Source organism: Xanthomonas bonasiae (assembly GCF_014836395.1).
In the GTDB taxonomy this organism is placed as follows: Bacteria; Pseudomonadota; Gammaproteobacteria; order Xanthomonadales; family Xanthomonadaceae; genus Xanthomonas_A; species Xanthomonas_A bonasiae.
This window is the reverse complement of sequence record NZ_JACSQX010000021.1, coordinates 1-19,569: the sequence shown is the minus strand read 5'-3', so window position 1 is coordinate 19,569 and position 19,569 is coordinate 1. Positions and strand designations below refer to the sequence as shown.

Genomic DNA, 19,569 nt, shown 5'->3' with positions numbered 1-19,569 from the left:
CAGTCAGATGAAAAACGACAAGCCTGCGCTTGTCGTTTTTTTTTGCATTTCCGCTTGCCCGCGCTCGCGCCGCAAGCGCGCGCGTTTACGCGGCGACCTTGCCGCCGAGGTCGGCCGCCGGCGCTGCCGCGCCGCCGCCCAGTTCGATCACCGCATAGCCCGCGGCACGCCACGCATCCAGCCCGCCGCGCAGCGGCACCACGTCCTCGTAGTGACGCTGGCGCAGGCGCGTAGCCAACACCGCCGCCGACACCTCGTTCGGGCAGGCGCAGTAGATGACGATCTTGCGATCGCGCGGCAACGCCTCGACGATGGCGTCGATACGGCGATCGTCCACCTCCATCGCGCCCGGAATCGCATACGGCTCGAGCGCGCGATATCCCGGCGCGCGGATGTCCAGCAGCACCGGCACCGCCTCGCCCTGCATCAGGGCGTACAGCTCGTCGACGTCGATGCGCAGCGTCTCCATCGACTTCAGCAGCGCATGCCGGCGCCACGCGCGATAGCCGATATAGAGCGCCAGCGCGCCCGCCAGCAGCAGCACCGCGCGCGAGCCGAGCAGGCTCAGCCAGTCCAGCACGTCCTGCACCTGGTCGGCGAATGCCAGGCCCAGCAGCAGCCCGCAACCGGCCCACAGCGCCGCGCCCAGCGCGTCGTAGCGCAGGAACGCGCCCGGCCGCACCCGCATCGCCCCGGCCATCGGCACCGACACCATCGACAGGCCGGGCACGAACTTGGCCACCGCCAGCACGCGCACGCCCCAGCGGGTATAGAAGCGCTCGGTCTGCTTCATGCAGGTATCGCGCGACAGCGACAGGCGGCACAGCGACTGCAGCGTGCGGTTGCCATAGCGGCGGCCGGCGCCGAACCAGACCAGGTCGCCGATCAGGCTGGCCACGATCGACACCGACAGCGCGGCCAGCAGGCTGCTCCACACCGCACTGCCATCGAGCAGCGCATAGGTCGCGCCGACCAGGATCAACGTCGGCAGGGCCGGCACCGGCAGGCCCAGCGACAACGCCAGCACGTTGACGAAGACCAGGCCCAGGCCGTAACGCGCGATCAGTTCCTGCATGGCCGAGCCTGCGCCTGGGGGAGAGAGGGATGCGCCATTATCCTCCCGGCATCGCCGCCCGGCGCGCGCGATGCCGCCTCACCAGCGGAACAGACCCGCCCACACTCAGTCCAATCGCGCCTGCAGCCGCGCCAGCCACGCCTCGAACACCCCGGGCTGGCGCATGCGCGCGCGCCACCAGGCCAGCGCCGCACCCTCCTCGCCGCTGCGCCACGCCAACTGGAACACCTCGTCCGGCTTCGGCTCCTCGACCTGCTTGCGCAGCAGAGCGCCGCGCGCCAGCGCCGCCCGCGCGTAGGGTTCGGGCAGGAAACCGAAGCCCAGCCCCGCCACCTGCAGCCGGTACTTGCTGCGCATGTCCGGCACGGTCAGCGCATCCTGGCCGAACAGCAGCCCGACCGTGCGCGGCAGCAGCCGCCGTGCCGAATCGGCGACCGCGATCGCGCGATGCTCGGCCAGCTGGCTGCGGCCGAGCGGCTCGGCCGCCTGCGCCAGCGGATGCGTGGGCGCGACCACGAACACGAACGACAGCGTGCCGAACGCCTCGGCCACATAGCCGCCGCCGCTGGGCCCCTCCCCGGCCGCGCCGACCAGCAGGTCCACGCGCCGGTCCAGCAGCGCCTCCCAGGTGCCGGACAGCGATTCCTGCACGATCCGCAACCGGGTCTGGTCGGCGACCGCATAGAACGCGGCGATGTCCTCGGCCAGGCAGTCCGGGGCGAATACCGAGTCCAACGCCAGCGCGAACTCGGTCTCCCAGCCGGACGCGACGCGGCGCACGCGGAGTTCCAGGTCCCCGGCCGCGCGCAGCAGGTGGCGGCCCTCGCGCAACAGCTCGGCCCCGGCCGCGGTGAGCGCCACCTTCGGACCCAGGCGATCGAACAATTGCACGCCCAGGTCCTCCTCCAGCTTGGCCACCGTGTAGGAAATAGTGGACGGCACCTTGTACAGCGCCTTGCCGGCGGCCGAGAACGAACCGCGGCGGTCGATGGCGTCGATGATCTGCAGCGCGTCGAGGCTGATCTTGAGCATTCGAATTTTTCGATGATAGGTGCCGAATCTATCCGTTTTTCAAACCCGGCGACAGTGCGGATACTTTCCCTCACCGCAAGGCGGCCACGAAATCAACCAGATATCGCCACCGCCCTGCCTTATCGATCCACTTGCACATATCGCCACTACCAGGAGCTTCCCATGTTGCAGATCCGCACCAGCGACACCCGTGGCCGCGCCGAGCACGGCTGGCTGTCCTCGCGCCACACCTTCTCCTTCGGCCACTACCACGACCCGCGCCACATGGGCTTCGGACCGCTGCGGGTGATCAACGAGGACCGGGTGCAGCCGGGCCAGGGCTTCGGCACCCATGCGCACCGCGACATGGAGATCCTCTCCTACGTGCTCGACGGCGCGCTGGAGCACAAGGACAGCATGGGCAACGGCTCGGTGCTGCGCTATGGCGACGTGCAGCGCATGACCGCCGGCTCCGGGGTCACCCACAGCGAGTTCAACCACTCCGCCAGCGAGCCGGTGCACTTCCTGCAGATCTGGCTGTTGCCGGAACGCGCCGGGATCGAACCCGGCTACGAGGAAAAGCACTTCGCCCCGGAGACCAAGCGCGGCCAACTGCGCCTGATCGCCGCGCCGCAGGGGGAGGACGGCGCGGTACGGATCCACCAGGATGCGCGCATCTATGCGGCCATCCTGGACGGCGAGGAACGCGTGGACCATGTGTTGGCCGACGGGCGCGGCGCCTACGTGCAGGTCATCCGCGGTTCGCTGACGGTCAACGGCCAGGCGCTGCAGGCCGGCGACGCGGCGCAGATCGTCGACGAGGCCGAGCTGACCTTCGCCGATGCGCGGGACACGGAATTCCTGTTGTTCGACTTGCCGCGCTGAGCCGCAGCGCCGGCCCGACCGATGCCGCAGCACAGGCGGCGCCCGCAGAACCCGCCCGATGGCGGGTTCTGCGTGTTCGCACGGCGCAGCGCGCATCCGTGGCGGCACTGGCAGCCACCGCGCAGCGCGCCGATCGCAACGCCAGGCACGGATCCGGTGCCGCAATGCCCGCTCCTCACGCGCCCCTCGACAGGCCGTGACGCGTCCTGCACGGCATCCGCGTCAATGCTTGCGTTCTTCCCCACACGCCGGCATGCCGGCCAAGAGCCCTGCACCGATGCGACACCCCACCAGCGCCGTCTACGCCACCCCCTCGCGCATCCGCCAGGGCCGCCCCTTCCCCCGCGGCGCCGTGTTCGACGGCCAGGGCACCAACTTCGCCCTGTTCTCGGCGCACGCCACGCGCGTGGAGCTGTGCCTGTTCGACGAATCCGGCACGGAAACGCGGCTGGACCTCCCCGAGTACACCAACGAGATCTGGCACGGCTACCTGCCCGATGCGAAGCCCGGCCAGCGCTACGGCTACCGCGTGCATGGCCCGTACGCGCCCAGCGAGGGCCATCGCTTCAATCCCAACAAACTGCTGCTCGACCCCTACGCCCGCGAGATCGAGGGCGACCTGATCTGGGCCGACGAACTCTACGGCTACACCGTCGGCCATCCGGATGGCGACCTCAGCTTCGACGAACGCGACAGCGCGCCGTTCATGCCCAAGTGCGTGGTCGTCGAAGACACCTACGACTGGGGCGACGATGCCCGGCTGCTGACCCCGTGGAGCGACACCCTGGTGTACGAGACGCACGTGCGCGGCTACACCATGCGCCACCCGCAGGTACCGCAGGAGTTGCGCGGCACCTGCGCCGGCCTGGCCCAGGAACCGGTGCTGCGCTACATCAAGGAGTTGGGCGTCAGCGCGGTGGAACTGCTGCCGGTGCATGCCTATCTCGACGACCAGCACCTGCTCGACAAGGACCTGCGCAACTACTGGGGCTACAACACGCTGGGCTTCTTCGCGATCAAGTCGCGCTACCTGGCCAGCGGCCATCGCGACGAATTCCGCGACATGGTCAAGGCCATGCACCGCCAGGGCCTGGAGGTCATCCTCGACGTGGTCTACAACCACACCGCCGAAGGCAGCGAACTGGGCCCCACCCTGTCGTTCCGCGGCATCGACAACGCCAGCTACTACCGCCTGGCCGAAGACAAGCGCTACTACATCAACGATACCGGCACCGGCAACACGCTGAACCTGAGCAACTCGCGGGTGATCCAGTTCGTCAACGACTCGCTGCGCTACTGGGCCGGCGAGATGCACGTGGACGGCTTCCGCTTCGACCTGGCCACCATCCTCGGCCGCGAACCCACCGGCTTCGACCAGCGCGGCGGCTTCCTGGATGCGTGCAACCAGGATCCGTTGCTGTCGGAAGTGAAGCTGATCGCCGAACCGTGGGACTGCGGCCCGGGCGGGTACCAGGTCGGGCATTTCCCGCCGGGCTGGTCGGAGTGGAACGACAAGTTCCGCGACAACGCACGCGCGTTCTGGAAGGGCGACGACGGCATGCTCGCCGAGTTCGCGACCCGCTTCACCGGCTCGGCCGACCTGTTCGATCGCCGCGGCCGCCGGCCCTGGGCCTCGGTCAACTTCATCACCGCGCACGACGGCTTCACCCTGCGCGACCTGGTCAGCTACAACGAAAAGCACAACGACGCCAACGGCGAGGACAACCGCGACGGCTCGTCCAACGACGGCTCCTGCAACTACGGCGAGGAAGGCGCGACCGACAACGCCGAGATCCTGCAACTGCGCGAGCGGCAGATGAAGAACCTGCTGGCCACGCTGCTGCTGGCGCAAGGCACGCCGATGCTGCTCGCCGGCGACGAACGCGCGCAGAGCCAGGGAGGCAACAACAACACTTATTGCCAGGACAACGAGATCACCTGGCTAGACTGGGACAACGACCCAACCGAAGGCCGGCTGACCGAGTTCGTGAAAGCGCTGAGCGCATTGCGCAAGCGCTACCCGATCCTGACCCGCGGGCGCTTCCTCAACGGCCAGTACAACGAAGAAGCCGGCGTGCGCGATCTCACCTGGCTCAATCCCGGCGGCACCGAGATGGAAGACGCGCACTGGACCGATGCCGGCGCCCGCGTGGTCGGGCTGCTGCTGGAAGGCAAGGCGCAGACCTCCGGGGTCAGGGAACTGGCCAACGACGACACGCTGCTGATCGTCATCAACGCCTACCACGAAGGGGTGAACTTCACCCTGCCCTCGTCGGAGGAGGAACTGCACTGGAAGCTGGTGCTGTCCACCGACGACGCATTGCAGATCGACAGCATGCCCGCAGGTGCCAGCGAGTTCCTGGCGCCGCCGCGCAGCGTCAGCGTGTTCGAGTGCCAAGCGTCGCAGCCTCAGTGACGACATGCGCCACCCGGAGGCCGCGAGCGGTAGCCGGGTGTCGCATGCGGCGTGCTGCAGCCGCGGAAAGCGCAGCCCGGATCCAGCCTTCAGAATAGTCGGCACGCCGCATCTGGCGGCTGGTATCGGACATCCAAGGAGGAGGAAAAAGCGGAAATAGGTCATCGCCAGTCTTATCCAAAGCTGGCGGATCGCAAAGCCACGATTCCAGCATTCCGACCATCGCAGCGACCCGCTCGCCGCTGTCTGTACGCCTGTGGACACGTCAAGACGCACGATCCCGGGAGCCAACGCCGATGCGCAACAGCGCAGCGCCATGGCCCATGGCATCGCGTGCAGGCTGCGCCCATGGACGACACGAGAACCGGACCGAAGCATCGCCTCGGCGCCCAAACTTTCCAGCGATTAAACGGCACTTCCGACTGCGCCCAATCTTCACTCGCGCCATACCGCTGCACGCGCAGTTTGGCGATGCCCGCTCAAGGGCTCTAACTTACTCGCGGAGTCAACGATGGATAAGAATCGCACTGAAGGCGCCAAGAACCAGGTCAAGGGCACCGTCAAGGAAGTCGTCGGCAAGGTCACCGGCAACAAGTTGAAGGAAGTCGAAGGCAAACTGCAGAAGGGCGCAGGCAAGGTTCAGAGCGAAGTCGGCAAGGCACGGGACAACGCTCGCCACTGAGCAGCGCCGCAGCGCTTCCAAGACCTCGCTGGGCGCAAGTCTTTGAACGATGGCTTCGAGGCGTCTTTGCTTGGATCCCGAGCAACCGGTTTCGAGCACCACAGCCAGGGCCAAGCCATCGGCGCTCCAGGGAGTTTCGCGATGATGCACGCGGACAGCGGCTTGCAGTAATGGGCCAGGCGTGGCCGGGCGTATCGCCCATAACACGCCTTTGACGAAGTTCCGGTTGTCGGCATCCATCCAGACCGGCGTACTCGCGTTGACATGGGGCAGATCTTCGGATCTGCCCCCGTTTTGGTCACAGTCGATTCGTAGCGGCCAGACTGCGCCGGCGCGCTCTTTCGCATCAGCCAAATGCAGCCAAGGCAAGGGCCTCATGTCCAGTCGGCCCATAGCGGCGAATCTTCCTTGCCAGTCACACAGCTTTTCCGGAACCAGCGTTCGCACTCGCGGGCCAGAGGCATACGCGAGCACCCCGCTCGACACGGAGCACTTGAATCATCCGGATCTCTCACGAGGTCTTCAGAAACTCCAGATCGAGCACGGCATGCGCGCCAGTTGGAATCCAGCGGCGGATGATGACCTGCGGCACCGCGTCATCGCCGACATCCACGCAAAGCGCCAACAAGTGATCGCGCGTGGGCCGGCATTGCCAAAAGCGCCAGCGGCTCACGTCGTGGTCCAGGCTCGGATCTGCCACCAACCGCACTGAGCGTCCGTCCCCCAACCGAAAGCCGAATTTCTCCAACGGCATGGACATCCCCAGACCGCGCGCCTTGGCGTAAGATTCCTTGAAGGTCCAATACTCGAAGAAGCGATCCTGCTGTTGATCGGTAGGCACGCAGGCGAGATCGGCGATCTCCTCGGGGGCGAAATTGCTGTTCGCCACTCCCATGGACACCTGCCGCGCCACGATCTGCTCGACATCCACGCCCACCGCGCGGCGCGAGGTAACGGCCATGGCGATCAACCCACGCGTATGCGAGATATTGAAGGACAGACTGCACGCATCAACCCCATGCCGATCCGCGATGTGTGGACGCCCGAAGCCATCCTTCAGAAAACTCCAGTCCTCCGGCGACACATCCACATACTTGGACAACACCGTACGCGCCATGCCACGGGTCACGAGGTAGCGCTTGCGATCATCTTCGAGCAAGAACCGCACGTGTTGACTGCGTTCGTCCGCATTCAACAAGGGCAGAATGCCGGCAAGTGCGTCTTCGGCGATGTCGTCATAGAACGCGAGCCAGACATCGATGCCCGCCCCGCCAACCCCTGGCGGAATGTTCAGCACGGATGGGCATCTATGTTCGACTTTCGTCATGACCCCAGGTTTCGCACGCCAGCAAGACGGAGTGGATGAGATGCTCCATGAGAAACGCCATCGGATCAGCTCGGCAAGCGCGCACTACCAAGGCACCGCACGCCGATTGCATTGCGGCAACAGCGATTGCCCATGCATCGCCACTCGCCCCTCCCATTGGCTCGTCGCTCGTCATGCACCCGATCACGCCGCACTGGACACGATCGCCTGCACCTTGGGACCAAATTTCCGCGCGAGCCACAGCTCGATGTCATGAACGAAACTGAAGAGCACCGGGACCAGGATCAGGCTGAGCACGGTCGAGGAAATCAGTCCACCAATCACCGCGATGGCCATCGGCGCGCGAAACGCGGAGTCCAGCGATACGCCGAACGCCAACGGCAGCATGCCCGCAGTCATCGCCACCGAGGTCATCACGATCGGGCGCGCACGGGCGCGGCAGGCCAGCATGATTGCGTCGAATCTCGGCACGCCTTCGCGGATGTTCTCCAACATGGCATCCACGAGCAGGATCGAGTTCTTATCGGCGATACCCATCAACATCAGCATGCCGAGCAAGGCAGGCAGACTCAACTCCATGCCGGTCGCGAACAGCAGCAGGAACGCGCCGCCGATCGACAGCGGCAACGCCATCATCCGCGCCAATGGCTGCAACCAGTCGCGATACAGCAAGACCTGGATCGCATAGACCAGAAACAGACCGGTACCGAGCGCCTTCAGGAAACTCACCATCAGCTCGTTCACGAACTCGGCGTCGCCGGTATTGAGCACACGCACGCCCGGCGGCAGGTGCTTGATCGATGGCAAGGCGTTGACCGCCTCCATCGCGGTACCGAGGGCGACGCCGTCGAGATTGGCCTGCAGATCGATGCGACGCTGCCGGTCGTAGCGCTCGATGGTGGCCGGCCCCTTGCCGAATCGCAGCGTGGCCACGGACGCCAATGGCACGCTGTCGCCAGCGGCCGTGCGCAGCTTGAGATTCTGCAAGATGCCCAGATCGGTGCCGTATTCGCGCGGCAGGCGAACGCGCACCGGAATTTCCCTGCTCATGTAATTGAACTTGGACAGGCGCGGAATATCGTCGCCGATCGTGGAGGTGCTGACGGCCTCGCCGACCTGCTGCGCGGTGATGCCGAACTCGGCCGACTTGAGCGGATCCATCTGCACGACGATTTCCGGCTGCTCCTGGCCGACGCTGGTATCGACGCCGATCAGCCCGGGAATCTTCTGCATGTCGCGTTTCACCGCATCGGCCGCGCGGGTGAGCGCGCGATCGTCGTCGCTTACGAGCGCGATCGACACGTCCTTTCGACCCGACAGGCTGTCGAAACTGACCCGCATGTCGGCCAGCTTGGCGATCTCCGGATAGACGCGCGTGGTGAATTCGCGCTCGCTGATGTCGCGCTTGGTTGGAGGAACCAGCTTGACGTAGATCCGCGACTTGTTGACCGCGCCGTCGGCGCCGCCGGAAAGGGTGAGGACGTACTCGACCTCCGCGTGCTTGCTCACCACTGCGGCGACTTGCTGCGCTGCCTGATCGGTCTGCTCGATGGTACTGCCGCGCGGAACTTCCAGAGTGATGCTGGAGACCGAGTAATCGTCGTACGGCATGAAGCCGAGCGGCAACAAGGGCACCAGCCCGAACGAAGCGACCACGCCGAGCAGCGCCATCACCAGCGTCTTGATGCGGTGCTTGAGCGTCCATCGGACGATCGCAAGATATCGGATCGTCAAGGCGCCGTCCTGCGGATGATCCGTGGTCGGCACTTTCATCAGTCGCGACGCCAACATCGGCGTCAGCAAGCGTGCCACCATCAGCGAGAAGAACGCGGCGACCGCCACGGTCAGACCGAATTGGCGGAAGTACAGGCCCGGCAGCCCGCCCATGAAACTGACTGGAATGAACACGACGCAGATCACCAAGGTCGTCGCGATCACCGACAGGCCGATCTCTTCCGAGGCTTCGATCGCCGCCTGCATGACCGATTTTCCGGAGCGCATATGCCGGTCGATATTCTCGACCTCGACGATCGCATCATCGACGAGCACGCCGGTGACCAAGGTGATCGCCAGCAGGCTGATCATGTTCAAGCTGAAATCCAGCCATTGCATGACCAGGAACGTGGGAATGATCGACAACGGGATCGTCAGCGCCGCGATCAAGGTGGCGCGCCGATTGCGCAGGAACCAAAACACCACCAGCACGGTGAGAATGGCGCCTTCGAAGAAGTTGAACATCGTCGCGCGATAGCCGATCTCGACGAAATCGATATCCGAGAAGGCTACACGGAACTTCACCCCACCCGTCTTCGACAACGCTTCCAGACGCTCGCGTACCGCCTTGGCGACCGAGACCTCGCTGATGGCGGGATCCTTGTAGACCATGAAGGTCACCGCCGGGCGACCATCGACCTTGGTGATGTTGCGCACCTCCGACGGGCCGTAGGAAACGACACCGATGTCCGACAGCTTCACCTTGCGTCCGCCCGGCACCGCGATGCGCGTTCCCGCCAAGGCATCCAGACTGTCGGCGCGGCCGATCGTGCGCAACGCGTATTCCGTCGCGCCGAGGGTGAAGCGTCCGCCCGGAGAATTGACGTTGCTGGCCACCATTTGCTGGCTGACGTCGGCTGCGCTGATTCCGAGCGACGCCAGTATCGCCGGGTCGAGCACGATGGAGATTTCCTGATCGCTGCCGCCACTGCGGTCGACACGCGATACGCCCTTGACCGTAAGCAGTTCGCGCGCGACCGTCTGGTCGACGAACCGGCTCAGGTCTTCCATCGGCATTTCCGGCGCTTCGGCGATGTAGATGCCGACCGGCCGGCCGGTATCGCTAGCGCGGCGCACGATGGGTTCGCGTACTGTCGCCGGCAGATTCTGCCGGATCGCGGCTACCGCGTTGCGTACGTCGTTGGTCGCGCGGTCGACGCCGATATCGAGGTTGAACTCGATCTGCGTCGTCGACTGGCCTTCCGTCACTGTCGACACGATGCGCTTGATGCCCGGGATCGACGCCACCGCATCTTCGACCTTCTGTGTCGTCTCCGTCTCCAGCTCGGTGGGGGTCGCGCCTGGCTGCAGAATCAACACGTCGACGACAGGCGTGACCACGTTGGGCATCGCGGTGATCGGCAACTGCATGAAGGCGACGATGCCCGCCAGCGTGAGCATGACGAACAGCAGAATCGGTGGCACCGGATTGCGGATCGCCCAGGTGGAGAAGCCGAAGTTCATTTCGAAAGGTCTCTATCCAATGAGGAAGTGCGGCAGGTGGAGCGTTGCGGTACCTGGATCATCGACGCGCGCGGTCAGCGACTCGCGTCGGCGATCAGCACTTTGTCCTTCTCGCGCAGGAACGGACCGGCCTTGGCCACAATGCGCAGATCGCCGAGAGATTCCGACACCACCACTTCGTCGACGGTCTGCAAGGTCGGCGTGATCGGCATGCGCGACACCAGGCCCTTGTCGCCCACACGCCAGACATAGCTGCCCAGCGAATCCTGCTGCATCGCCGTGCGCGGAATCGTCCAGCCTTCCACCTGCGCCAGGTCGATGCGCGCCTGAGCGAAGATGCCGACCGGAACGACGTCTTGCGTGTGCAGACGGATCCGCACTTCGCTCGAACGGGTGGTGCTGTCCACGTTCGGGGTGATCAGCCGAATCTCGCCGGAGATGGGCTCGGCGTGCCCGGCCAGCTTGACGCTCGCGCTCATGCCCGGCTTCAGACGCACGACCACCGCTTCGGGCACGCTGGCATCCATCTCCATCTCGCCGTCCTTCGCGATTTCGAACAAGGCGACGCTATCGCTGGTGAGATTGCCAATCTCGGCGGTGCGCCGATAGACGAAGCCTGCGGCCGGAGCGACTACGCTGGTGCGCTGCACGCTCAGTCGTGCGTTCTCGTAGCGCGCACGTGCGCCCTCGAAATCCGCCTGTTTCTGCTTGAACGACTCCACGCTGACCAGCTGCTGCGGCAGCAACAGGCGCATGCGCTCGTAGTCGCCCTGCGCGCGCTCGAAGTCCGACCGCAGCTCGTTGCTGGAGATCCCCATGCCCTTGCCGTCCAGCACCGCCAATACCTGCCCGGCCTTGACGTAGTCGCCGACCTCGGCTTCCACGCGTTGCACCTGCAGGCCCGACAACTGCGGGATCACCGGTACGTTCTCGCGGCTGCGCGTCGCGCCGACCACGGAAACCGCCTCGGCCAGCGCCTTGCGTTGCGGCTTGACGATGCTGACCGTCAGTGGCGGCGTGGCTTGGTTGGTGGTGACGGCAGACTTCGCGGGCCGGCCGCTGAGCAAAAGCCCCAACACCAAACCGGTGCCAAGCAAGGTTACAGCGTAGATCATGGGACGCATTTTCATGGCGAGGCCACTTCGGTATTTGAACGGTAGGAACGAGCCAGCGACATGTGCACATCGAACCGCTGCGGCGATTGCGCCTGTGTCGGCGCGGCGGCCACCTCTTGACGCTCCGTCGCCAGCGCGGCCAGCTGTGCCGACGATGGCGGAGCGAACGAGACGACGTGAGAACTTCCGAGCGTGTGATCCATCGCACTTCCCTGCGCTAGATAAATGGTGCTGTAGATAGCCACAACACCAGCACTGCCAATATCAATGGATGTACCCGTCATTTGCACCCAACTGATGGCATACATGGATCGAAACTGGGGACTGTCTCTCATATCCGGATGCGATAATCGCCGCTGCCGTTCGTTTCGTACGGCACACCCTCCATGCCGCCCTGCCCCGCGCCTGCTGCGGCCGCGCATGAATATTCCGTCGACCTGCACGACGATGCCCACGCCTATCCGCCACACAGGCGCAGCGCTCACCATCGGAATCTCCAGCGCGCCAGCAACAGAATCACCACCATCCAGATCGACATGGTGATCAGCGACGGATACAGCTGCGAGACGTCGCGCAAACCGACGCCACCGAACATCAGCTCGCGCAGGATCGAGGTGAATGGTGCCAACGGCGAATGCTCGGCGATCGGCTGCAACCAGGATGGGAACAGCTTGATCGAGAAGAACGCGCCTCCGAGCAACAGCATCGGCACCTGGATGAAGCTGACGATGCCGCTGAACGCCATCACCGAGCGGCTGAACAGGAAAACGATCAGGCCGATGCCGAGGTAGGTCGTCGCGCCCATGGTCACCGCCAGCAACAGCAACGGATAGTTGATGTCGGCCGACACGCCGAGCCCGAGCACCGAGACGGCGAGCATGCCGGCGACCACGCTGTAGGCGACCAATACGCGCGAGAGAAACAGTCCGGCGAAGAACGGCGTCGGCGAAACGTCGATGGCTTTCAGATTCTTGAACAGCCCTGCGCTTTCCTCGCCGATCAGCACCGACCCGAAACCGCTCAAGCCGATCACCAGCATCGTCATCCCGATCAGGCCCGGCAACAAGGTGGCCAGATAGGAAGAGCGCCGGCTTACTTGCACGTTCTGCAGGCGCAGGTTGGCTGCCGGCGAGGCGGAGGCGTTCGCCTTCAGGATCGACGCCAGCGCGATCGCCGAGATTCGGTTCTCTTCCAGCGAGTTGCTTTCGATCGTCACGTTCGCCGGCCCGCCTTCCGAGGAGCCGGACACGCTCAGCAGGTGCTGGATCTCGTTGTTCTTGAGCGCGCTCTCGGCCTGCCCGCGCTCGCCCACGAAGGGCACGACGTGGACGAGGTCCTGCTTGCCGAGCGCGTCGACCAAGGACTTTCCGGCCGGCGCGATCTCGGTTTCCAGGTAGGAGACCTTGATCTTGTGATTGCCGGACAACTCCAAGGGATAGCCGATACCCAGCAGCAGCACCACCGGGAAGATATAGCAGAACACCAGCGCCACCTTGTCGTAGCGCAGCTGGCGCATGCGCAATTTGAAGAACACCCAAACCGTTCTCATGACTTCAGTTCCTTCCCTGTCTTGTTCAAGAACACGTCTTCCAGATTCAAACGGTCGACCTGTATGCCGGCCACCGCGACGCCGCGCGCTTCGGTGATGGAGAGGATCTGGCGGATCGCGCCGGTCACGTCGTCGGTGGGGATGCGCAGCGAGTCGGTGAAGGCGTCCCAGGTCGCGACGAACTTCGGCGCCATTTCCACGGCGATCTCTTCACCGGGCGCGCCGATGCCGAGCTTGACCACGACCTGCTGGGTCGCGTTCAACTGCGCCACCAGGGACTTCGGATCGCCGCGATCGACGATCTTCCCCTGATTCATGATCATGATCTCGTCGCACAGACGCTCGGCCTCTTCCATGTAGTGCGTGGTCAGCACAATGGTGCGGGTGCGCTCCTGCTTGAGTTCTTCGATGAACTCCCACAGATGGCGACGGCTATGCGGATCGAGGGCGGCGCTGGGTTCGTCGAGGAACAGGATGTCCGGATCGCCGAGCAAGGCGATCGCGATCGACAGGCGCTGCTTCTGCCCGCCGGACAGGTCGTCGACCTTGAACTTCATCTTGTCGGCCAGATCCAGGCGATCGAGCAAGCGTGCGGTCGTGTCGAGCCTGCGCTTGCCGCTCGCCGCGGCGCGGTACTGCGAGTAGAAGGTCAGCAATTCCTCGACGGTGAGGAACTGGAAGTAGTTGCTGCTCTGCAACTGCACGCCGAGCCGCGGCTGGATCTTGCGGATCTGCGTGCCAACGTCCATGCCGAGCATGGTGATACGGCCGGAGGTGATCGGAACGATGCCTTCGATCATGCCCAGAAGCGAGGTCTTGCCGGCGCCGTTGGGGCCGAGGATGCCGAAGCAAGTCCCCTTTGGCACGCTGAAGGTAAGGCCCTTGACCACCTCGACATCGCCATAGCGCTTGTACACGTCCTGCACCACGATGGCAGGTTCCGCGACTGCGACCGACGGCGCCAACACCGCAAGGATCGGTGCCGCCGCCAGTACAGGCGCAGGTACCGGATCGGCGCCGGCGCTGGCGTCTGCGGTGCGGAGCATCCCTCCCGCCGACGCGATCAAGGCGTTCACTTCTTCGACCATCGCACTGCTTCCTTTGAATACCAATATGGCGTCGAGTCTTTCGCTGCCGGCGTAGGCGTCGAACACGACGCCCTGCACGGCTTCGATCTTGGCGTGCAGCGCCTGGAAGTCGACATGCGAGTGGTCCAGTCCTTGGCCGGCGACACGTTGGAAATTGAAGGCGACTTCGCTCTGTGCCGAAGCCAGCGTTCCCGCGACGCGGGCGTCGCCGGAGCGATACCAGTCGAGGAAGCGAACGCCTTGGCGATGCAGCAGGTTGGCGCGTTCGATCGCATCCTCGAGCGCGCTCTCCGGGCCGACGGCGACCGGAATCTTGTCGAGGAACAGGCCGAACTGACCGGCGAACCCGCGGTTCGCCAGTTGTCTTCCGTGATGGGTCATCGCCATCGCGAAGCGGTCCAGCCCGGTGACCGTTGCGACCAGCGTGCGGAACAGATCGAAGGCTTGCTTGGCCGCGCCGTCGGAGGATGCCGCCGGCATTTCGATCACCAACATGCGTGTGGGCTGATCCGCATTCGCCGCGAGTGCATCGGCGGTGGCCCGCGTCGCCTGCGCCATGCCCGTGTTGTCCAGCCCGAGCGCCAGCCGGTCGAGCAAGGACGGATCGTGTTCCTGCGCGCACGCCGCCACGAACTCGCGATAGCAGCCCCGGGTCGGTTCGCCGTCCCCGATCAGGACCCGACGCAGCCCGTCGGCGATGGCTTCGAAGGAGCGGCCGTCGCTGATCAGGTGATCGTTCACCATCAGCAAGCGATGTTCGGTATCGCTGTGCGACAGCAGCACGGCGGCATGGCATAGGCGTGACGTCGACTGCGCCCGATGCAGCGCGGCGACGATCGCCGGCCAGGCAGCATCGACATCGCTGGACGAGAGCTGGCGCAGGTCGAGCCACGGCACGTCGTCGGCACGGAACGCCGCCGGTTCCAGCACGTCCCAGCTCAACGTGTCGAGATCGGCGGCCGCACGCAGCATGTCCTGACTGCGCACGAGCACGGCGAACGCAGCGCGCAACTCATCCGCCGACCACCAGCCGTTCACCGGCACGACGTGCTGGGAGACGCGATCGTGCCATTCGATGCCGGACTTCTGCACTTCGCTGAAGGCATACCGTTCGGCGACGCCCGCCGCGCGGATGGCGCGTTCGCTTTGCGCAAGCGAGGCGTCCAGGTCTGCGAGGAACGCGCGTTGATCGAAGCGTGCGTTGCTGGCCGCGGGCGCTTCCTCGCCGATGACGATACGGCTCGGATTCGCCGCGCCGCTCAGCGAAGCGCTGAACTTCTTCAACGCCATAATGTCGGCCGGCGTGGCCGGCGACAGGCGCAGGGTCCGACGCCCTTCGACGGTTTCGGCACGGTAACTCCAGCCGCGACGATCCAGCCACGCTTCCATCGTGAGGTCGGCGGCGGCCGCATCGCTATCGGCCTCGATCGCGGCCGCGATGGCCTGCACCGTGCCGAGCCGGTAGATGTCGGGAATCTTCAACTCGATGCCCAGGGCCGCGAGCCTGTCGATCACCACCAACACCATCAGCGAGTGACCGCCGAGTTCGAAGAAATCGTCGGAACGGCCGACCCGGTCGACGTGCAGCAAGTCGGCCCAGATCGTCGCAAGCGCGGTTTCCACACGCCCTTGTGGCGCTTCGTATTCGCGCCGCGCGTAAGCGGCATCGTCCGGCGCCGGCAAGGCCTTGCGATCGAGCTTGCCGTTTGGGGTGAGCGGTAGCGACGGCAACACCACGAATGCCGCCGGGACCATGTAATCCGGCAATTGTGACAGCAACTGCGTGCGCAAGTCGGCGATCGACGAGGTCGCCCCGGAGCGCAGCGTCACGTAGGCGACCAGCCGCTTCTCGCCCGACGCATCCTCGCGCGCCACGACCGCCGCTTCGTGCACACCGGTGCATGCGGCCAGCTTGGCCTCGATCTCGCCCAACTCGATGCGGAAGCCGCGGATCTTCACCTGGAAGTCGTTGCGGCCCAGATATTCGAGTTCGCCGTTCGCGGTCCAGCGAGCGAGATCGCCGGTCTTGTACATGCGCGCACCGGCCTGCATCGCGAACGGATCACGCAGGAAGCGCTCGCTGGTCAGCTCCGCAAGCCCCAGATAGCCGCGCGCGACCTGCACGCCGCCGAGGAACATCTCCCCGGGCACGCCGACCGGCGACGGCTCGCCATAGGCGTCGAGCACATACACCGGCGTGTTGAGGATCGGCTTGCCAATCACAGGGCCACCCAGCGACTCGCGGATGCTGCCGATGGTCGCATCGACCGTGCATTCGGTCGGGCCGTACATATTGTGGAAGTGAATCTTCGGCGAGGCCTTCAGGCGCTCCCACATGCGGCGGCCCACCGGCTCGCCGCCCAGATAGATGCTGGTAGGACGATGCCCAGTGAACTCGAGCAGGCCCGCAGACAGCAGTACCTCCAATTGCGACGGCGTACTGTCCATCGCTTCGATCCGGTAGCGATCGAAGAAGGCCAACAAGGCCGGACCGTTGGCGCGGATCGCCTGCGGCACCAGCACCACGCAGTGGCCTGACAGCAACTGCAGAATGCCCTTCAGCGACATGTCGAAAGAGAATGCCGCGTTCAAGGCAACGCGCGAATTCGGCGCCAACTCGCGATGGGTGGTCTGACGCATCGCCCGCCAGAAATTGACCGGCGAGCGATGTTCGACCATCACCCCCTTGGGCTGACCGGTCGAGCCGGAGGTGTAGATCACGTAGGCCAAGTGGCGCGAAGTAAGACCCGCGATGCTCGGATCGTGCGCGTCCGCCGCATCCAGGCTACCGTTGTCCAGCACCAGTACCGGCGCTTGCGCAGCCTGCAGCAATGGCAAGCGCGCGTGCACCTGTGCTTGCGTCAGCAATGCCCTGGGCCGGCTGTCTTCGAGCATGTAGGCCAGACGATCTGCCGGATAGCTGGGATCCAACGGCACGTAGGCCGCGCCGGCTTTGAGAATGCCGAGCAGACCCACGATCATCGACAGGCTGCGCTCGGTGCAGATCGCCACCCGATCGTCGGGCTGTACGCCCAGGGCGACCAAGCGATGCGCCACCTGGTTGGCACGACGGTTCAGTTGGGCATAACTGAGCGTGTCGTCTTCGCAGATCAGCGCCGGTGCATCGGGCGTGCGCCGTGCCTGCGCTTCGAACAGCGCGTGCACGGTCGACTCCGGATGCGTTTCGCGGGCCGCGTTCCACTCGTGCAGCATGCGCATGCGCTCGGCTTCGTCGAGCAGCGGCAGACGCGCCACGGCCATGGATTCGTCCTGCGCCATTCCCGCCAACAGACGCTGCCAGTAGCCGGCGTAGCGGGCCGCGGTCGCTTCGTCGAACAGCGCCGTCATATAGGTCAGCGCACCGACGATGGCGCCATCACGTTCGCCCAGGTCCAGGGCCAGATCGAACCGGGCCTTGCTGGTGTCCTGGGCCAATCCCTCTGTCGCAATTCCGGGCATCGACAAGCGCGCTTCGTCCTGGTTCTGCCACGCCAGCATCACCTGGAAGATCGGCGTGTGCGCGGTGCTGCGCACCGGCTTGGTCACTTCGACCACGTGATCGAACGGCAGGTCTTGGTGCGACTGCGCATCGAGGACTTGTCGGCGCGTACGCGCCAGCAACTCGGCTACCGTCGGTTCATCGCCCAAGTCGATCCGCAGGGCGAGCGTGTTGACGAAGAAACCGATCAACGGCTCGATCTCGGCCCGGTTGCGGCCGGCCATCGGGCTGCCGATCACCACCTCGTCTTGGCCGGACAGGCGGCCCAGTAGCGCCGCCCAGCTCGCCAGCAGGGTCATGTAGAGCGTGACGCCGTGGCGTTGGCTCAGCGCTTTCAGGCTCGCGGTGAGCCCCGCATCCAGATCGATTGCGAGTGCGGCGCCGGCGAAATTCTGATGCGCCGGACGCGGGCGATCGGTCGGCACTTCCAGCAAGGTCGGCGCGCCGGCCAGCGCTTCGCGCCAATACGCGGTCTGCCGCTCGAGTTGACCGTCGGCCAGCCACTGTCGTTGCCATTGCGCATAGTCGATGTACTGGATCGGCAGCGGCGGCAAGGGATCGGCCGCACCTTCGACCTCGGCGGTATACAGCCGGCCGAGTTCACTGAGCATCACGCCGATCGACCAACCGTCGGAGACGATGTGATGCATCACTACGTACAGCGCGTAGTCCTCGTCTTCCAGCTGCACCAGCAGCACCCGCAGGGGCAGATCGGTGCGCAGGTCGAAGGGTTCGGCGTAGATCGCTTCGCCTCGGGCCGCGCGCAACGCCTCGCGGTTTTGTTCGCCACGCAGATCTTCGAAGCGCAGCTGCAGCGTCGCCTCTGCATCGATCTTCTGCATCGGCTGGCCATCGACCAGCACGAAGCGTGTGCGCAACGATTCATGGCGCGCGACGATCCGTCGCAAGGAGCGCTCCAGTGCATCTACATTCAAGCGGCCGCTCAGACGCAAGGCTCCGGCCGAGTGATAAGCGGCGCTGGCGCCATCGATCTGGGTCAGGAACCACAAGCGTTGCTGTGCCAACGACAGCGGCATGTGGGTGCGACGCTCGGCCACGGCGATCGCGGTCAGTTGCGCGGCTTCTCCAGTCGCCAGGCGCTGCGCCAGTTGCGACAGCACCGGCGCTTCGAACACCCACCGCAGCGGCAGTTCCACGCCCAGGGTCTGGCGCACGCGCGAACTCAGCTGTACCGCGAGCAGCGAATGCCCTCCCAGTTCGAAGAAGCCGTCGTGGCGGCCGACCCGTTCGACCCTGAGCAACTGGCTCCACAACTGCGCCAGGGTGTGTTCGATCTCGCCCTGCGGCGCCTCGTACGCACGCCGCGCATAGGCGCTGTCGTCGGGCGCGGGCAGCGCCTTGCGATCGAGCTTGCCGTGCGCGGTCAGCGGCCACGCGTGCATCTGCACGAACGCCGCCGGGACCATGTACTCGGGCAACTGGCTCGCCAGGCGCTCGCGCAACGCACCGGCGTCCAACCCCTCGTCCGAGGCGCCATCGCTCAGGCAGTACGCCACCAGCCGCGGCTCGCCGCCTTCCTCGCGCGCGACCACCACCGCCTCGCCCACGCCGGGGCATTCGACCAGCCTGGCTTCGATCTCGCCCAGTTCGATGCGGAAGCCGCGGATCTTCACCTGGAAGTCGTTGCGACCCGCGAACTCCAGGCTGCCGTCGGACGACCAGCG

The 19,569-nt window shown here is 65.3% G+C and carries 11 protein-coding genes; 3 read left to right on the top strand and 8 right to left on the bottom strand.

Features of this window, described 5'->3' with window-relative positions:
- Window positions 1–85 precede the first annotated feature (85 nt).
- Together H9658_RS21945 and H9658_RS21940 are read right to left on the bottom strand one after the other, a co-directional pair.
- Entirely contained in the window at window positions 86–1,075 is a 990-nt protein-coding gene (locus H9658_RS21945) for a DedA family protein/thiosulfate sulfurtransferase GlpE (protein ID WP_179564205.1), read from the bottom strand.
- 105 nt (window positions 1,076–1,180) lie between these two features.
- Complete coding sequence (locus H9658_RS21940) at window positions 1,181–2,107, bottom strand: LysR substrate-binding domain-containing protein (protein ID WP_179564203.1); 927 nt, start codon at window positions 2,105–2,107, stop codon at window positions 1,181–1,183.
- Window positions 2,108–2,269: 162 nt separating this feature from the next.
- On the opposite strand from H9658_RS21940, the gene H9658_RS21935 reads away from it, so the two are divergent.
- The 3 genes from H9658_RS21935 to H9658_RS21925 all read left to right on the top strand — a co-directional run bounded on the left by H9658_RS21935 (window position 2,270) and on the right by H9658_RS21925 (window position 6,069).
- Entirely contained in the window at window positions 2,270–2,971 is a 702-nt protein-coding gene (locus H9658_RS21935; RefSeq protein ID WP_191826951.1) for a pirin family protein, read from the top strand.
- A gap of 277 nt (window positions 2,972–3,248) precedes the next feature.
- A complete protein-coding gene (glgX, locus tag H9658_RS21930) occupies window positions 3,249–5,387 on the top strand; it encodes a glycogen debranching protein GlgX (protein ID WP_191826950.1) in 2,139 nt (712 codons plus the stop codon).
- A gap of 511 nt (window positions 5,388–5,898) precedes the next feature.
- Entirely contained in the window at window positions 5,899–6,069 is a 171-nt protein-coding gene (locus tag H9658_RS21925; protein WP_179564197.1) for a CsbD family protein, read from the top strand.
- Between the two features lie 511 nt (window positions 6,070–6,580).
- Here H9658_RS21925 and H9658_RS21920 read toward each other — a convergent pair.
- The 6 genes from H9658_RS21920 to H9658_RS21895 form a co-directional block, all read right to left on the bottom strand.
- Window positions 6,581–7,396 (bottom strand): 4'-phosphopantetheinyl transferase family protein, encoded by an 816-nt coding sequence (locus H9658_RS21920; RefSeq protein WP_191826949.1) that lies wholly within the window; start codon window positions 7,394–7,396, stop codon window positions 6,581–6,583.
- 183 nt (window positions 7,397–7,579) lie between these two features.
- A complete protein-coding gene (locus H9658_RS21915; RefSeq protein WP_179564193.1) occupies window positions 7,580–10,633 on the bottom strand; it encodes an efflux RND transporter permease subunit in 3,054 nt (1,017 codons plus the stop codon).
- 74 nt (window positions 10,634–10,707) lie between these two features.
- The gene (locus H9658_RS21910) at window positions 10,708–11,748 is read right to left on the bottom strand and encodes an efflux RND transporter periplasmic adaptor subunit (protein WP_191826948.1); all 1,041 of its coding nucleotides are present in this window, start codon (window positions 11,746–11,748) and stop codon (window positions 10,708–10,710) included.
- A gap of 11 nt (window positions 11,749–11,759) precedes the next feature.
- Window positions 11,760–12,056, bottom strand: coding sequence for a hypothetical protein (locus H9658_RS21905; protein WP_191826947.1), 297 nt, complete (start codon window positions 12,054–12,056; stop codon window positions 11,760–11,762).
- A 173-nt stretch (window positions 12,057–12,229) separates the two neighbouring features.
- Entirely contained in the window at window positions 12,230–13,297 is a 1,068-nt protein-coding gene (locus H9658_RS21900) for an ABC transporter permease (protein WP_191826946.1), read from the bottom strand.
- The gene (locus H9658_RS21895) at window positions 13,294–19,518 is read right to left on the bottom strand and encodes a non-ribosomal peptide synthetase (protein ID WP_318241522.1); all 6,225 of its coding nucleotides are present in this window, start codon (window positions 19,516–19,518) and stop codon (window positions 13,294–13,296) included. The genes H9658_RS21900 and H9658_RS21895 overlap by 4 nt, the downstream gene beginning before the upstream one ends.
- Between the last annotated feature and the right edge of the window lie 51 nt (window positions 19,519–19,569).

What these genes read in the sequence shown, in the direction of transcription:
- H9658_RS21935 (WP_191826951.1), top strand. Translation starts at nt 2,270, where the DNA reads ATGTTGCAGATCCGCACCAGCGACACCCGTGGCCGCGCCGAGCACGGC.
- H9658_RS21915 (WP_179564193.1), bottom strand. Translation starts at nt 10,633, where the DNA reads ATGAACTTCGGCTTCTCCACCTGGGCGATCCGCAATCCGGTGCCACCG.
- H9658_RS21920 (WP_191826949.1), bottom strand. Translation starts at nt 7,396, where the DNA reads ATGACGAAAGTCGAACATAGATGCCCATCCGTGCTGAACATTCCGCCA.
- H9658_RS21910 (WP_191826948.1), bottom strand. Translation starts at nt 11,748, where the DNA reads ATGATCTACGCTGTAACCTTGCTTGGCACCGGTTTGGTGTTGGGGCTT.
- H9658_RS21940 (WP_179564203.1), bottom strand. Translation starts at nt 2,107, where the DNA reads ATGCTCAAGATCAGCCTCGACGCGCTGCAGATCATCGACGCCATCGAC.
- H9658_RS21905 (WP_191826947.1), bottom strand. Translation starts at nt 12,056, where the DNA reads ATGTATGCCATCAGTTGGGTGCAAATGACGGGTACATCCATTGATATT.
- H9658_RS21945 (WP_179564205.1), bottom strand. Translation starts at nt 1,075, where the DNA reads ATGCAGGAACTGATCGCGCGTTACGGCCTGGGCCTGGTCTTCGTCAAC.
- H9658_RS21900 (WP_191826946.1), bottom strand. Translation starts at nt 13,297, where the DNA reads ATGAGAACGGTTTGGGTGTTCTTCAAATTGCGCATGCGCCAGCTGCGC.
- H9658_RS21925 (WP_179564197.1), top strand. Translation starts at nt 5,899, where the DNA reads ATGGATAAGAATCGCACTGAAGGCGCCAAGAACCAGGTCAAGGGCACC.
- glgX (WP_191826950.1), top strand. Translation starts at nt 3,249, where the DNA reads ATGCGACACCCCACCAGCGCCGTCTACGCCACCCCCTCGCGCATCCGC.